The following is a 16,277-nucleotide window of genomic DNA, read 5'->3' on the forward strand; positions in this document are numbered from 1 at the left end:
AGGCAGGATAAAATTGAAGCTATTTTTTATAAACTTCTATTTTGATATTAAATAACGCTTTAAATTTTTATTTTTGAGAGAAATACGAATCTAAGAATAAACCAGATGTCATTTAAAATTTTCTCACTTCAACTTACCGGAAAGATAAAATCGGTTGCTGCCATTGAGCAAAAAAGAAAACAATTGGCTGACGATTATGCCGAATTTTTAAAAACAGAAAGTTCGGAAGAATTGAAATCGTTTTTAGAACTGGAGAAATACGTAAACTCCGCTGAATTTTCTTCTAAAAAGAAAGAAACAGAGGGATTAAGTTTTAAAGGAAGTGAAGAAGAAAAACAATTAAAGGAATTTCAGCGCCTGCAGAAATCAGCACGAATAAAAAATTACTTTAAAGTGGCAGGATCATCTGACCTGCTTCGTTATGAAAAGGATAAAGAATCGAAAAAGTTAGCTGATTTTTACGCGCTTGAAGATTACGTAAAAGAGGGAGACTTTGAAAAAGATAAACGAGAAATAAAAGGTCAGATTTTTAAAGGTTCAGCGGAAGAAAAGCATCTGAAAGAGTTTAACCGCCTTGAAAAATCAGCTGCGATAAAAGCCTTCCTCGAACTGGATGGGTCTGCAAAACTAGAGAAGCACAAAGCTTTTGAAAATTCGGAAAAATTAAAACGTTTCACCGAATTACAAACCGCAGCAGAAAGTGATCGTGAAAAGAAAAAAGAATTTAAGAACCTGCGAAAAGATGCGGAAATAAAAGAATATTTTCGTTTCGAAAAATCAAAAAAATTAAAGCTTTTTCACGAAATATCGGGTAGTCATAACCTGGCCAGGTACAACGAATTAAAAGCAAGTACCAACGAAGAGGCCTTTAAGCAAAAAGTTGCCTATTTAAAAGACAAAAAGAAATTTGAAAAAAGTGAAGCTTATAAAAAGTACAGCGAATATAAAAAGCTGGCTTCAGACGGAGTGGTGGTTTTTGTGCTTAAATACGAAAAATCAAAGCTTTATAAAAATTACCTTGACGTTAAAGAATCGTTTGATTTGAAGCGCCACAACGAGTTGGAAACATTAATTAAATCTGACGAATACAAACAGAAAAAAACCTGGTTGGAAGACAAAAAACGTTGGGAAAAAACCGACGACTTTAAAAAATACCAAGACTATCAAAACGACAAAAAGAAACCCGAATTTGTAAAGTTCTTTAAATACAATAAATCAAACGATTTTGATTTCTTTAAAAACTGGGATCTTGTTTTTGAAGATTCCTTTTCGGCTACTAAACCGGAGGACGAAAAATGGTATACCACTATACCGGCAGCTACAAAATCGGGGGTTAAAAACTTTGCAATGCCCGGCGACCTGAGCATATTTACCGACGGTGCTAACCTTAAAACCGGACAAAAGCTTGCAATCCAGGTAAAAAAGGAAAATAAAAAAGGAATGGTATGGCAAATGCCTGCCGGATTTGTGCCCGCCGAATTTGAATATACTTCGGGAATAATTAGCACCGGTGATAAGTTTACATTGCAAGATGGAATTGTAGAGGCAAAAATAAAGTTTGATCCGGTAAAACAGGTAGCGAGTTCTTTTTATCTCTCGGCCGGAAATAATGTGCCGCGCGTTAATCTTGTTGAGATGGGACCCAACAATATTTTAGGTATTTATACACTAAACGGCAGTGCAAAAATTGCCTCCGAAGGCTTGGAAATTAACAACCTTAAAAAAGGTGAGTATATTTTTACGCTGCAGAAATCGGGAGCTAATTTTACCTGGAAAATAAATGAACTTGAAGTACTGCAGTTAACCAATAGCGAACTTAATAAACCTTTGGAATTGAATGCATCGAGCATGGTGGTTCAGCCGCTGGCAGGTAGTTCGGCAGTTTTTGAAATAGAATGGATTAAATGCTACCGAAAAAAATGAATTTGAAGGCCCCGGATGTTAACTGGATGAATGAATTTAATGGTGCAATTACCGTTTGTGATACCGCAGGAATTATCGTATACATGAACAGGTATTCGGTGCAACAATTTGAAAAATATGGCGGTGAAAAACTAATTGGCACAAATTTGTTGGATTGCCACCCTGAACCAGCAAAAAGCAGGCTGAAAGAGATGCTTGCTAATCCGCAAGAAAATACTTACACCACCGAAAAAGCCGGTAAGGAAAAAATAATTACTCAACGTCCCTGGATGATGAACGAAAAATTTGCCGGTGTGGTTGAGTTATCTTTCGACCTCCCGGTTGATATGGTACACCATAAGCGCGATTAAATGTTTTGCTCTTCGCTTTTATCCCTAAAATTATAAGCCACGTTTATTAAACAGGATATAACCAAAGTTAAGCGTAACATAAATGTTGGTATTGCTTTTTTCGTAGTAATTTACCGATAGGCTTACAGGCCCTATTCCGGTTTGATATACAAGCGACGCCATGCCTTGCAAATAGTAATTCTCGATAAAATTATCACTTTCAATTACGGAATAGTCGGGTTGTTCCAATTCTTCAAAAATAGGGCAGAAACCGTAAGCTTCAAGGCGTAAGTGCATCTCCGGAGTAAAGTTGTAAATCGCTTTCAGGCCGCCGGCAACATATTTATTGGAGTAAAATTGGTCGATAAACAACGATTTGCTGTGTGGCGTTGGTGTAAACCCTGTTGCTGCTAATTTTGTAGATCGGTAGGTTTTAAACAAATCCTTTGAGCTGAGGTAACTTTGAATGTGTGTACCCAAAACCAACTTTTTACTTAAGGAGAAGTAACGAAGTGCATGAGCTTCAAGCTGGAAGTACCGGTGCTTTTCGGGCGACATGGAATAAGCCGAAGTGCTGTTGCCTGCTTTGTATTGCTCTTCGCCCATTACAAAGCTGCCTTCAACTCCACGGTGGGCACCTTCGGTGGCGTATTGTTTGTAATTCAACGAATTATTTTCAAAACCAACTTTGCTCACAAAAGCATTAAATTTCGAATTGTTGGGGTCGCTACTATTGTTCGATTCTTCGGTTTGATAATACTGATTACTGGCTACAGAGTAGGCGAGTCCACCATACATTTTGCTGTGTAAACCAAGTGGGAAACCGGTTTCCACTCTAAAACTCGATTCGTCTTTAATAATATAAGGTTCGCGCACATCTTCAAAAATAAGCTCGGTACTCGACGAAAAATAGTCCCAACGGTTAAATGTAAGGTACGATTCAAGATAAAACGGCAGGGAGGTGGGGTAGTCGATTCGTCCGCCCAGTTTAAACGAACTGTAAAACCGTCCGAAATACAGGTTTGAATGCAGGGAGTAAGCCCTACTGTTGTAGGCCCTGTAATTTATTGCCGCAAATCCCTGGTTAATGGGTTTTGTAGAAATATTGCCACCAATACTCAAGTCCATACGTTTTTCAGGTTCAACAATTAAATGCAGGTCAAAATATCCGGTGTTTTGGTTGTAACGCGTTATTGGTTGAATTGATTTTAACTGCTCATCGGCAACCAGTTTAAAATATTCGGTTTTTAATGTAGAGAGGGGCACCACATTGTTGCGGTGTTTTATACTCTGAATAATAAATTGGCGCTGCATGGGGTCGGTAACGCCTTCAACCTGAATGTTTTGAAAGTATAGTTCAGGTTTCTTCTTATTAAAATTGTTACGTTTTGCCTGTACTTCTTTTTGGGGAACTCTTCGGTTTACAATTTGTTTAATGCCTTCAAGCGCTTCGAGAGCTGTTTTTTCTCCCCTCGAAAGTACATTTTCTATTTTATGAAAATCGAGTAAGCCCACATCATCAAACTTGGTTTCCAGTAAAATGCCGTCAGATGGATCTATTTCAAAATTTGTTGGACGCATAACCATGTTTGATATTTGTTGCATAACATCGTCGGAGTCGGCAGCTTTCACGTCATCAGCAACCTTATGGCCAATTATGATATCGGGGTTAAAAATTTCCTTCATGTAATCGGTTGGGAAGTTATTTAGCAAACCCCCGTCAAAAAGCAGTTTCCCATCAATCTTTATGGGTTTAAAATACAAGGGCACAGTCATCGATGCGCGTATTGCATTTCCCAGATCGCCATTACGCAACACCAACGGTTCGCTATTATTAACATCGGCAGCAATGCAGAAAAAAGGAATCATGAGTTGGTTAAAATCGTAATTACAGGCAGCACTGGTAGCAGCCGTTAGCTCCATAAAAGCAAAATCCATTTGTTCGCCCGGAATGATATTGGTGGGTGGTAGAATTTTTACTTTTTCATCTTTTTTGGCCACGCGTAACTGAATCCATGTAGGGTCTTCCTCCTGCCGTTTAAAATAATAACGATATTCGCGTTGTATTTTCCCGGTCGACCAAAAATAAAAATCATCCGATTTAAATAATTCTTCCATTTCGTCGGCAGAATAACCGGCAGCATAAAGTCCGCCAATAATGGCTCCTATTGAAGTCCCAGAAATATAATCGATTGGAATATCGTTTTCTTCCAATGCACGAATTACGCCAATATGTGCCATGCCCTTTGCTCCGCCACCACTCAGCACAAGCCCTACCGATTGTGCCTGTGTTTGCAGCACAACTATAGTAAAAAGAATTAGAAGAAGTGGCTTTTTCATTTGTTGTGTTGTTTTCTGAACGCTATCAAATTTACAAAAAACGATAGTTTGTTAAATAAACAAAACGCTAATTTTTTTGAAAATACGAACGATATTCAATTTTTTATATTTTACAAGACATGATTTTATGGTTTAAAGTTGCTTTCTCGGTATATATTTTTCGTATGCACGCCATAATTAATAATTTTGCAGAAAATAGAAGAAACCTGAATCATGAAAAAATTGCTCTTTTTTATCATTTTTTGCCTTTGCATTTCTACTGGATATGCGCAAAGTGGCAAAGTTTTAGAATCGTTAAAATTTGAAAGTAAGGTTGTGGATTACCCCGTAGCGTATTCTGTTTATTTACCACCCGATTATGAAAGCTCGAACAGGAGTTACCCGGTACTGTATCTTTTACATGGCTATTCTGACGATGAAACCGGATGGATTCAGTTTGGGGAGGCAAACAGTATAGCCGACCGCGGAATTGTTGCCGGTGATTTTCCGCCTTGCATTATTGTTATGCCCGACGGTAAAGTATCGTGGTATGTAAATAGTGCCGATGGAAAGGATCGCTGGGAAGATATGTTTATACAGGAGTTTATTCCTTTTGTCGAGCAGAAGTATCGAATTCGTCAGAAGAAAGAATTCAGGGCGATAGCCGGATTATCAATGGGAGGTAATGGTGCCTTACTGTTGGCGATGAAACATACAGATTTATTTTCGTCGTGTGTTGCCATGAGTGCCGGCACATTTACCGATGAAGAGATTCTTGCCAATGATAAATACGATCATTATTTTGGTTCGATTTACGGTGCCAAAAAAGAAAACGCTGTGAGCGAGCACTGGAAAGCTAACAGCCCGTTACATTTGCTCGATACGGTGGATAAATTAAAGCTTAACTCGGTGCGCTGGTATATTGATTGTGGCGATGATGATTTCTTGTATAAAGGCAACGCTGCACTCCATGTAAAAATGAAAGATTTGGGGATTCAGCATGAATTTAGAGTGCGCAACGGAGGTCATGAATGGAGCTATTGGCGAACAGGACTTTTCGATGGACTTCAGTTTATTTCGGCAAAATTCAGGAGATAATTAAGGGGAAAAGCGTTTTGTGTTGTTCATAAAAGAGAAACACTTTATTAAATTACAATTTTGAAAAAGCTTTTTGCCATACTCTTTTTTATTGGCCTGACCGTTTTTTGTGAGGCTCAATCTCAATCAAAGCCTGATTTCGTTTGGGGAAATTCATTTTACTACAATACCTGTATTGGCGATACCATTCGATTTAAAAATGCCGATGTTGTTTTGCTGGCTACAAATAATCAGTTTAACACAATTAAGTTGAATAATGATACGCTTGTTTTGAAAGTGAGCAGGCGCAGTTTACCTGTTGTTTTTAAGGGAATTAGAATATTTGTTGCTGATAATAAAAATGTGAAAGATATTGCCTGCAATGCGCAGGTTCATAGTTTGTTAACTTCAGATGCATTGATCTGTTTATCCGATGCATCTGCCAAAATGCTTCCTTTCAACTCCTTTACGTTTCCGGTGAGTTATAACGATGGCTTTAACTGGAATATGAATGAAGACAATCATATGTTTTCGTACTTAAGCCAAGCGTGTGCCAATTCAAAAAAACAGGGTTATTCGCACGAGGGAATTGGCCTGGCTTTAACCGATGCCCGCGGAGTTGAAAAGCATTGGCTTGTCGCAATGGAAAATAGCTCGGTGGTTTGGATTGAAAATAAGATTCCCGACCGGATGAACAAGGAGGCAGCCATTTTATTGCAAAGCGAATCAAACCCACAGCTGTATTATTTTTATCATCATTTGTACAAAAATAATTTGGAAATAAAAGACGGGCAGCGAGTAAGACAAGGTCAATTGCTGGGTACTTGTTGGGGGGATGATACCTGGGGATTTGTTCAGTTGAGTTTGCTGAAAAGCGATACAATTCCAGCTTTTGCTGATTGTTTTGCCAATGCTGTAAATTTTTTCCCTCAGCTTTATGAGTTATATTTTAAAAATACCTTTCATTTTTCGCGAACGTTTACGCGCGGCAAAGTTGAGTTTGCCCGCTCGCCTGTAAGCAATGGAAATCAGAAAAATTTGCTGGCTTTTGAAGAATATGCAGGCATGGGATGGCTTTTGGGGGCATGGAATGTAAGCGACAAAGTAATGGCATGCACGAAAGGAGAGCGTGGTAATGCAAGGCTCGGCAAAACTATGTTTAAACACACAAAAGCAGCATGTACCAATCCTGTTGATTATTATGATTTTGAAATAAATGTTAGGAATGGCGTTTACCGTATACGTGCGCAGGTAGGCGATTGCGAGCAAGCATCCTGGCAAAAAGTAGTTTTTGAAGGAATTGAAGCTGTAACCTACGATTTGCCAGCGGGCGAACAAAAATGGACCAATGAACGCGTAGTTAAAGTAAACGACAGAAGGTTAAGCGTTCGTATTTTTGTCGATCCAGAGGATAATAAAATTGCGGGCTTAAGCGAAATTGTCTTTCAGCAGGCCTATTAAAAACGAATAGTCATGCCGGTTTTTACCTGGGTAGTGGTAAACGTTTGATAAAACTGTGCCAGCGCTGGAAGGGCTGTGCAGTGCGAGGGCAATACAATTTCAACTTTATTTTTCTGAAAATATTTAATGGTGTTTTGGGTTTGAACATCTTGCTTTTTAAGGTGAAAACCTCCAATTACTGCTCTTATTTCTTTTATTCCGGTAACAATTTTGGCATATTCGCAAATGTTACATATTCCGGAATGCGAGCAACCGGTTATAACTACCAACTGGTTGTTTACAATTGCAGCCAGCGCTGTATCATCAACAATAAAGTCATCTGTACCATCAGCCAGCATAAAATCAGTGGTTAAGCTTTCAAAGTTATTTTTGCGTGGAATTTCGCCCAGGAAATAGAGATTATTGCTTAGCTTTAATGATGTAGAACTCTCTGTTAGATCAAAATTCTGCAAAGCCTGTTTACGTGATATTTTAAGACCAACAGGGGTGTGGTCAGCTTTTCTAAACCGTTTTGAAAAACTTGCCGGATGCGTGAACAGCTGTTTGTTGCTCAGGTGAATTAACCCATCGCCATGATCCCAGTGTCCGTGGCTTAGTACCACTTTATTTACATCATTGCCGATATCTATTTTTAGTTTTCCGGCGTTTTGTAAAAAAACGTCAGAATGCCCCGTGTCAAATAAAATTTGTTCTTCATCAATTTCAATTAAATAAGACAATCCGTGTTCGGCCAAAAATTTACCTCCGGCCACATTTTCAGTTAAAATAGTTATTGTCATATTTTCGGCTTGCATGGTCTGTTTTTATGAAAAATAGTAATCATTTGTTTATAATTGGGTAAAGTTAGTTAAAATAATTTAGCCTGAATTACATTCTAATATTGACTCGCATTTGCTAATTATTTATTTTTAGATAATCAATAGAATTCTTAAGCATAACAAGTAATCAATAAATATTTTAACATGAGATTTTTAATTATTAGCATCATTTTATTATCAGTATTTTATTCACATGCCCAGGATTGTAAAGGTTTTATTCCTTATAAAACGGGAACAAAATGGGAAATTACCAACTACAATGCGAAAGGAAAACCAACAGGAAGAATAGCTTACGAGTTGAAGAGTAAAGAAAATAACGCCGAAGGTTTGAAGTATACGGTGCAAATGACGTCGTATGACCAGAAAGATAATGAAACGTTTTCGAATACTTTTGAAGCCTGGTGTAAAAACGGTGTTTTTGAATTTGATATGAAACGGTTTATGAGTGGTGAATCGATGCAAATGTTTGGCAATACTGATTGCCAGATTGACGCGTCGGAAATGGAAATGCCTTCCATGTCGGCTGCTGCCGGCACAGTATTAAAAGATGCATCGCTGGCAATTTCAACTTCAGGAGGAATTGGCTTGAATATGACTGTTGATATTAGCGACCGAAAAGTTGAAGCAAAAGAAAAAATTGAAACTCCTGCCGGAGTATTCGATTGTATTAAAATATCGCAATTGATTTCTACCAAAATGATGGTGAAAATTCAAGCCAAATCAATTGAATGGTATGCTGAAGGGGTTGGGATGGTTGCGTCAGAATCCTACAATAAAAAAGGGAAACTGATGGGAACAAGCAAACTTACCCGTTTTGAGAATTAGGAGCAGGAAATAAAGTTCCAAAGTTTGCTTAATTCTTCATTAACAGGATGATCTGGTGCAAATTCGACCACCGATTGTTCTTTTAGCATAGCTTCAACAAACAATTCGGAAAATGGAATTTTGCCAGAGAGCGGAATTCCATTTTCTTTTAAATAGGCCTCCACTTTCGAAGTAAAATCGGTGTTGATATCAAATTTGTTTATTGCGGCAAACAGGGGGACATTAAACGAACGTACGAGTTTTACCAAACGTTTGGCATCGTGTAATCCCGAAACTGTTGGTTCTATTATCAGTAAAACGGCATCGGTACCGGTAATTGAAGATATAGCTGTACATCCAATCCCCGGAGGACCGTCGTTAATAATAAATTGAGCATTTTGTGCCAGTGCCAGTTCTTTCGATTTTTCTCTGATTTGAGTAACCAGTTTTCCCGAGTTTTCTTCTCCAGGTGCCATTTTTGCATGTACCATGGTTCCAAAACGTGTTGTGGAAATAAACCAGCTGTTATTCAGGTTTTTGTTGGTTTTAATTGCATTTGCCGGACAAAGTCGTTCGCATAAACGGCACCCTTCACACTGAAAGGGATTAACTTCAGGCATACCACTTTCGTTTGTAAATATTGCCTCAAAGCGGCAAGCATCAAGACATAATCCACAATTTGTGCATTGGTCCGACAAAATTGTCGCTATCGACCCGCTATCAAATTGGTGTGATTCCTTAACTTCTGGTTTAAAAATTAAATGCAGGTCGGAGGCATCAACATCATTGTCGCAAAAAACAGCACTTTTGCATAAAGTTGCCAGGGCAGCAGTAATACTTGTTTTTCCGGCACCTCCTTTACCACTTAAAATTGTAATTTCTTTCATCTAACTATATTGTTGCTCCCATGTCATGCACTCTGCAAAACCGGTTTTAATTGATCAATTATTGAGTTATAAGTCGTTTCTACCTCAATAGGAATCGACTCAAAAAGCTTACCTGTTGAATACCTTTTTGCATAATTTTTTGAAAAGGGAATCTCACCGAGTAAAGAAATATTGTTCTTTTTCAGGTAGCTAAATACCTTGTTGTTGCCTAATCCGGCCTTGTTAACTATAACGCCAAAAGGTTTTTTAAGATCGTCGAGCAACTCTACTGTAAGTTTTAAATCGTGCAAGCCAAAAGGTGTTGGTTCTGTTACTAAAATTACATAGTCTGCTGTTGCAACTGTTTCTACCACAGGGCAACTGGTTCCGGGAGGAGCATCCAAAAGTGTAATTCCTGTTTCTTGTATTTGTTGTTTTTTTAACTGTTTTATTAGTGCCGTTTGCATTGCCGAGCCTATTTCCAGGCGACCCTCGGCAACCGATTCGCCCTGCGGGGTAGTGTATTCCGAGAGATTTCCGAGTGGCCTCTGTACAGATTTAATGGCATTAAACTCGCAGGCTTCAAAACATGCTCCGCACGAATGACACAGGTCGTAATTAACTTCGGTAAAATGCAGTTTTTTCACAATACTTATTGCATTAAATTCGCACCATTCTACACATTTTTTACAGAAAGTACATTTCTCTCCATCTATTTCCGGTACTTCAGTAAATACCGGTGTGTCTGTTTTTAGTATTGCTCCCGGAAAGAACAAAAGACTGTTGGGTTCTTCTACGTCACAATCGATAAGTTTAACCTTATTGTATTTTTTAGTTAAAAAATGAAGCAGGTTAACACTAACCGTTGTTTTTCCTGTGCCGCCTTTGCCGCTTGCTATTGCAATTTGCATAAAAATTTGCTTTAAAAAATTCCCCGGAGTGTTTCTCCGGGGAATACCGATTTAGTAGCTAACTCCGAGTACCTATAAATAATTAAAAACTCAGAAAGCGCTCTTTTCCATTTGCGCGTATTGTACTATTGTTGTGTTTTTTATAAATGTTTTTTAGTGATCGCAGTAATTGGCTGTAAACTCAATTGATTTCTCGATAAAACCAAGCGCTAATTCCGAAGCACTTAATTTTGGTGCACCTACGAAAACATTTACGTCGTTGTAATTAAATATCTGGATAGCTTTGTGTCCCATTCCTCCGGCAAGAACGTCGGTAACGCCTTTCCCTGCAAGCCATTTTGGTAAAACACCCGGCTCATGGGGAGGAGGAGTAACGTTTTCTTCCTTTACTATTTTCCCATTTTCAATATCAATCAATGCAAAATATTTGCAATGTCCGAAATGTCCGTCTAATATCCCGTTTTCATCAACAGGAACCGCAATTTTTTTCTTCATATCGTGAAATAACCTGATTATTTTTTCATTCGACCGAAACCCATACCCCGGCCTCTTCTGTTACCTCGCCCACTGTTTGTTATAACTGTTTCGTCGCTGCTTTGATTGCGGAACCTGAAACCTCTTCCTCCTCGGCGACCAAAATTCATTACCTGTTCTGCATTTTCAGCAGAGTTGCACCTTCCTTGTTTTCTTCCGGTTTGAGCTCCTTGGCCCATTGGTCCGGTTTGATCTAGTCCTGGCATCTCGTTAATTGTTTTCAATTTTAAAAATCACATCTTTTACATTTAATTCTTCTTCATTTAACTCGATCATCCGGATGTTAAATTTTTCAAGCATATCTTTTGCTTTGGGGCCAAAATGACCTGAAATAATTTGTGTGGCACCTAGTTCTGCAGCCATTTCTGACGATTTTGTGCCTGCTCCACCATTTGAGTTTTTAAAGCTGTTTTCAATAAAATTGGCGGTATGTGTTTCTTTATCGTATACACAGAACCAACCTGCTCGTCCAAAACGCAAATCAAATTTAGCATCTACATTATCTCCTGAAGAAGTAATTATTGTTTTCATTCTACAAAATTGTTTGTTTTCTTTTATTTAACTTATGTTCTTTACAAAGATAAGATAAAATATTTGTAATTGCTAAATTAAAATGAACAAAAGTGCATTAAGTGGGAATGGATTTTGAATTTGATTCAAAATAAAAAAGTTGCAAAACATAACTCTTTATTGTTCTGCAACTTTCTGAATAGTTGAGGAGTATGTTAGCAACTATAGCTCTGATTCTTCTGTTTTCTTTTTAACACGATTAGCAATTAGCAAGGTGATAACTCCGGCAAATATTGCAAATGCACCAATAATTTTCACAATTGCCAGCGCCGAGGTGTATGGCGATGATATTAGAATAATACCAAGGATGATTGAGAAAATACCGCCCCATAACATAGACCGTTCGCCAGTGTTTAAGTTGCGTACTTTTATTCCGGTAATAACGCCTGAAATACCATTGATTAAAGCTACCACACCAAGAAACCACATTAGAAACGAGGTGGTGTAAACAGCGCTTGAAAAGGGCTTTAGTATCACAATAAATCCGGCAATAATACCTAAACTACCGGTAATTAGTCCCCACCACCAATTTTTCCTTATGTTACGTTGTTGCCAGGTATTAAATAAGGTAACTATTCCGTCAATAAGCCAATAAACGCCGAGAATAAAAATTAGAGTGGCTAACGTTGCCTTAGGGAAAATCAGCAGTATTAATCCAACTACAAGCAGCGTAACTCCGCGTGCCATAATTAACTTCCATACGCTCTCAGCCACTTTTTTATTTTTGTTGTCTGTCATTTCCTTTAATTTTTATTGTATTGAAACACGATTAAAGTTAAGTTAAAAAGCCGACATATACCAAGTATAATAAACAGGAAAAGGTTGCCGATTTCCGACAACCTTTTACCAAAACTCCTTTTGCAGTGCAAAAAAGCTTATTCTACTCCTGCTTTTTCAAGGAAAAAATCCAGCGGACAGAACTTTGTTAACGAGGATTGAAGCAAATTCAATCCAACAAATCCTGCCAAACCAAGCCAGTAAATATTAACAAATATGGCTAAAAGAATACTTGTTAAAACTAATATTCCTGCTACTGCACGTATTATTCTTTCTTTCATCTTAATCGTGTTTTATGCTTTTAAATCAAATAATTATTTATACAAATTTTTCAACGGCTGAAATGTAGGCGCTAATCGGACTAACTCCTTCAACCTCTTCATTAAAAGTTCTTATACGTTCTAGTAGTTCGTCGGCTTTATCAGCAGCTAAAAACGTAAAAGAAATAAAGTATCGGTACGGATTTTTCGAGGATCCGAACCAGTTAGAGATATCTGAATTTCCGTCAGCACTTTCCATAAAACCATCAACGGGTAATTCGCTGTAGGAAGTTATTTTAATATCGCGAAAGATCTTTTCCAGCTCGTGGTGGTATGCTTCTGCACTTTGAATAATAATGAATTTCATTAGTTTTCCTCCTTATTAGTTTTATCATTTTCCTGTAACTCCGGTGAAAGGTTTTCTTGTTTTTTCTCCGGGTACTTTTTCTTCTCTGTCATATAATAAATCAGCGGAACAATAATTAGTGTTAAAAATGTAGATGCAATGGTTCCGCCCATAAGAGAAATGGCAAGGCCCTGGAATATCGGGTCAAACAGAATAACCACAGCTCCAATAACCACAGTACCGGCAGTAAGCAGAATAGGAGTGGTACGTACCGCACCGGCCTCAATTACTGCATCTTTTAATGGTATTCCATCTTTTAGCCTGAGATTTATAAAGTCGATAAGCAATATGGAGTTTCGAACCATAATTCCGGCGAGGGCAATTAAACCAATCATTGAAGTTGCAGTAAAGAATGCTCCCATCATCCAGTGGCCTAGCAAAATACCTACCAGCGATAATGGAATGGCCACCATCATTACAAAAGGCACGGTAAAATTCTGGAACCAACCGATTATAAGCATGTAAATAACTAACAGAACTACGGCGAAAGCTGCTCCCAGGTCGCGGAAAACTTCATAAGTAATTTGCCATTCACCATCCCATTTAAGGCTGTAATTGTCTTGAACAAATGGCTGTTCTGTAAATTCTTCATTTAACACATAGCCTTCAGGAAGTTTTATTTGATTCAGGTTTTCACTCATTTCCAAAATACCGTAAACCGGACTCTCCAGTTTCCCGGCAACATCAGCCGTTACATATACCACACGCTTTTGGTTTTTTCGGTAAATACTCTTGTCCTGAATTTCTTCTTTAATTTCAACCACATCACCCAGGGCAACTGTCTGACCGGTCATGCTCATAATATTTACCTTTTTCAGGTCTTCAATACTGGAGCGTTCGTCTTCCGAAAAACGAAGCGCAATGCCCACCTGCTCGTGTTCTTTTTCAGCATACAGCTGTGCAACTTCTTGTCCACCAAGAGCCATTGCCACGCTGTTTACAACCTGTTGTGTTGAAACACCCATCAGTGCAGCTTTCTCTTTAAGTACGTTAAATTTATACTCTACCTGGTCGTCTTCTACCTGCCAGTCGATATCCACCACATCAGCCGTTTCCGAAAATAGTTTTTTCACCTGGCGACCCACTTCAATTTGCTGGTCGTAATCCGGTCCGTAAATTTCGGCAACCAAAGTTGAAAGTACCGGAGGTCCGGGTGGAACTTCTACCACCTTGGCGTTGGCATTAAATTTTTTGGCAAGTTCCTGAATACCTGGGCGCATGGCTTTGGCAATGTCATGACTTTGTACTTTTCGCTCCGTTTTATCAGTAAGGTTTACCTGTATATCGGCTACATTCGACCCGCTGCGTAAATCGTAATGACGTACTAAACCATTAAAATTCATAGGTGAAGCTGTTCCAACATAAGTTTGGTAATTTAATACCTCTTCCTGTTGTGCGATGTAGGCTGCAAGTTCTTTTGTAATTGCGGCCGTACGTTCCAGCGTTGTTCCTTCGGGCATATCTATTACTACCTGAAACTCGTTTTTATTATCAAAAGGAAGCATTTTTACGGCTACCATTTTAAAATAAACCAGGGTCATTGATGCCAATAGAAAAACAGTAATTGTTCCGATGAAAGTCCAGCGTTTCCAAGGTGATTCCAGCATGGGCTTCATGGTTTTGAAATATATTTTGTAAATCGGCGAATTTTCAAGTTTAAATGCCTTTTTTACTTTATCGTCTTTTTCAACCACTTTTAGTAAACGGAATGCCAGGTACGGTGTAATGGTAAGCGCTACCAGTAACGAGAATATCATGGCAATTGAGGCTCCAATTGGCATTGGGCTCATGTAAGGTCCCATTAACCCCGATACGAATACCATTGGCAAAACGGCAGCAATTACTGTAAAGGTTGCCAAAATAGTTGGGTTCCCAACTTCGTCGATTGAGCGCATAGCCGCCTGAATAAATGGCAGCTTTTTCATTTTAAAATGCCGGTGCATATTTTCGGCAATAATAATCGAGTCGTCTACCACAATACCGGTAACAAATACCAATGCAAAAAGTGTAATCCTGTTTAAGGTATAATCAAGAAAATAATAGCTGAACATGGTTAAGGCGAAAGTAATGGGTACCGATAAAAATACCACCAGTCCACCGCGCCAACCCATGGCAAGCATTACCACAAAGGTTACAGCAATTATTGCTCCGGCAAGGTGCATTAATAACTCCGATACTTTGTGTGAAGCTGTTTCGCCGTAATTACGCGTTACATCAACATGTACATCAGCCGGAATTAAATCTTTTTCAAGATGTTTGATTTTTTCAAGAATTTCATCCGATACTTTCATGGCATCGGCCCCTCTGCGTTTGGCAACCGATATAGTAACGGCCGGATATTCGCCTGCAAAATCAGTATTTCGTTCGTCCATGGTTCCAAAGCCAAAATTAACATACTGAATAGGTTCTTCAGGACCATCAAGAATGCTGGCAACCTGTTTCAGGTAAACCGGGCTTCCGCCATGTATGCCAACAACCAGGTTTGAAACGTCATCCGAAGTTTTTAGAAATTCGCCGGCTTCAACCAGGTATTCAACATCGTTTTTATTAAAAGAACCAGTGTTAAGTTGCTGATTGGCAGTTTGAATTTTTTGAGCAATACTTAGGGCATCAACATTGTACCGGGCCATTGCGCCGTTGTTTAATACCACTCGTATTTGGCGCGATCTACCACCAATAACTTTTGTTTCAGATACGTCAGTAACCTGCTCTATTTCGTTGTTTACTTCCTGTGCAATCCGTTTTAACTGGTAATCGTCGTAGTTCTCGCTCCAGAAGGTAAGGCCCAACACAGGAACATCGTCAATTGACCGTGTTTTTACCAGCGGTAAACTTGTTCCGTGTGGCATCTGGTCCATGTGTTTCATAATCTCGTTATACATTTTTACCAACGAGCGTTCAATGTCTTCTCCCACATAAAACTGAACGATAAGCATTGCCTGGCCCGGCATTGAGGTAGAATAAACATATTCAACCCCGGGAATGTTGGCAACAACTTTTTCAAGCGGTTGCATTACGCGCGATTCAATTTCTTTTGGGCTTGCTCCGGGGTAGCGAAAGAAAATGTCAGCAATTGGTACATCAATTTGCGGTTCTTCTTCGCGTGGAGTCAGGTACGAGCTGTAAATACCGATTGCCATAAAAGCAATCATTAACAGCGGCGTTAATTTCGAATTTATAAATTGTTTGGCTATTCCGCCAGCAAATCCTGTCTTCATAGTT

16 protein-coding genes are annotated in these 16,277 nt (G+C 38.7%); 5 read left to right on the top strand and 11 right to left on the bottom strand.

All coding sequences use genetic code 11. The features are described from left to right. Positions 1-105 precede the first annotated feature (105 nt). A complete protein-coding gene (locus tag QZ574_RS11520; protein ID WP_297089639.1) occupies positions 106-1,923 on the top strand; it encodes a hypothetical protein in 1,818 nt (605 codons plus the stop codon). Further along, complete coding sequence (locus QZ574_RS11525; RefSeq protein ID WP_297089640.1) at positions 1,920-2,273, top strand: hypothetical protein; 354 nt, start codon at positions 1,920-1,922, stop codon at positions 2,271-2,273. The genes QZ574_RS11520 and QZ574_RS11525 overlap by 4 nt, the downstream gene beginning before the upstream one ends. Positions 2,274-2,303: 30 nt before the next feature. Here QZ574_RS11525 and QZ574_RS11530 read toward each other — a convergent pair whose 3' ends face one another. Beyond that, the gene (locus tag QZ574_RS11530) at positions 2,304-4,592 is read right to left on the bottom strand and encodes a patatin-like phospholipase family protein (RefSeq protein WP_297089641.1); all 2,289 of its coding nucleotides are present in this window, start codon (positions 4,590-4,592) and stop codon (positions 2,304-2,306) included. 213 nt (positions 4,593-4,805) lie between these two features. Between QZ574_RS11530 and QZ574_RS11535 the strand changes: the two genes are divergently transcribed. Both QZ574_RS11535 and QZ574_RS11540 read left to right on the top strand, forming a co-directional pair. Beyond that, the gene (locus QZ574_RS11535) at positions 4,806-5,669 is read left to right on the top strand and encodes an alpha/beta hydrolase family protein (RefSeq protein ID WP_297089642.1); all 864 of its coding nucleotides are present in this window, start codon (positions 4,806-4,808) and stop codon (positions 5,667-5,669) included. A gap of 60 nt (positions 5,670-5,729) precedes the next feature. Further along, positions 5,730-7,109 carry a hypothetical protein gene (locus QZ574_RS11540; RefSeq protein WP_297089643.1) on the top strand — a complete coding sequence of 460 codons (1,380 nt, stop codon included), beginning with the start codon at positions 5,730-5,732 and terminating at the stop codon, positions 7,107-7,109. Here QZ574_RS11540 and QZ574_RS11545 read toward each other — a convergent pair. Next, entirely contained in the window at positions 7,106-7,903 is a 798-nt protein-coding gene (locus QZ574_RS11545) for an MBL fold metallo-hydrolase (RefSeq protein ID WP_297089644.1), read from the bottom strand. The genes QZ574_RS11540 and QZ574_RS11545 overlap by 4 nt on opposite strands. Positions 7,904-8,071: 168 nt before the next feature. Here QZ574_RS11545 and QZ574_RS11550 point away from each other — a divergent pair, with 168 nt between their 5' ends. Further along, positions 8,072-8,752, top strand: a complete 681-nt coding sequence (locus tag QZ574_RS11550; protein ID WP_297089645.1) for a hypothetical protein — start codon at positions 8,072-8,074, stop codon at positions 8,750-8,752. On the opposite strand, the gene QZ574_RS11555 is transcribed toward QZ574_RS11550, so the two are convergent. From QZ574_RS11555 to QZ574_RS11595, 9 genes are all read right to left on the bottom strand, one after another. Then, positions 8,749-9,618, bottom strand: coding sequence for a 4Fe-4S binding protein (locus QZ574_RS11555; protein WP_297089646.1), 870 nt, complete (start codon positions 9,616-9,618; stop codon positions 8,749-8,751). The two genes, QZ574_RS11550 and QZ574_RS11555, sit on opposite strands and share 4 nt — an antisense overlap. 23 nt (positions 9,619-9,641) lie before the next feature. Continuing rightward, on the bottom strand, positions 9,642-10,508 hold the full coding sequence (locus QZ574_RS11560; RefSeq protein ID WP_297089647.1) for an ATP-binding protein: 867 nt from the start codon (positions 10,506-10,508) through the stop codon (positions 9,642-9,644). Positions 10,509-10,661: 153 nt separating this feature from the next. Continuing rightward, on the bottom strand, positions 10,662-11,003 hold the full coding sequence (locus tag QZ574_RS11565) for a NifB/NifX family molybdenum-iron cluster-binding protein (protein WP_297089648.1): 342 nt from the start codon (positions 11,001-11,003) through the stop codon (positions 10,662-10,664). A gap of 17 nt (positions 11,004-11,020) precedes the next feature. After that, a complete protein-coding gene (locus QZ574_RS11570) occupies positions 11,021-11,248 on the bottom strand; it encodes a DUF5320 domain-containing protein (protein ID WP_297089649.1) in 228 nt (75 codons plus the stop codon). A 4-nt stretch (positions 11,249-11,252) separates the two neighbouring features. Further along, positions 11,253-11,573 carry a NifB/NifX family molybdenum-iron cluster-binding protein gene (locus tag QZ574_RS11575; RefSeq protein WP_297089650.1) on the bottom strand — a complete coding sequence of 107 codons (321 nt, stop codon included), beginning with the start codon at positions 11,571-11,573 and terminating at the stop codon, positions 11,253-11,255. A gap of 201 nt (positions 11,574-11,774) precedes the next feature. Then, positions 11,775-12,350, bottom strand: a complete 576-nt coding sequence (locus QZ574_RS11580; RefSeq protein WP_297089651.1) for a DUF308 domain-containing protein — start codon at positions 12,348-12,350, stop codon at positions 11,775-11,777. A 137-nt stretch (positions 12,351-12,487) separates the two neighbouring features. Beyond that, positions 12,488-12,670, bottom strand: coding sequence for a DUF2892 domain-containing protein (locus tag QZ574_RS11585; RefSeq protein ID WP_297089652.1), 183 nt, complete (start codon positions 12,668-12,670; stop codon positions 12,488-12,490). 37 nt (positions 12,671-12,707) lie between these two features. Next, entirely contained in the window at positions 12,708-13,016 is a 309-nt protein-coding gene (locus tag QZ574_RS11590) for a hypothetical protein (protein WP_297089653.1), read from the bottom strand. Then, entirely contained in the window at positions 13,016-16,273 is a 3,258-nt protein-coding gene (locus QZ574_RS11595; protein WP_297089654.1) for an efflux RND transporter permease subunit, read from the bottom strand. The genes QZ574_RS11590 and QZ574_RS11595 overlap by 1 nt, the downstream gene beginning before the upstream one ends. Between the last annotated feature and the right edge of the window lie 4 nt (positions 16,274-16,277).

The sequence above is a fragment of the uncultured Draconibacterium sp. genome, assembly GCF_913063105.1.
In the GTDB taxonomy this organism is placed as follows: Bacteria; Bacteroidota; Bacteroidia; order Bacteroidales; family Prolixibacteraceae; genus Draconibacterium.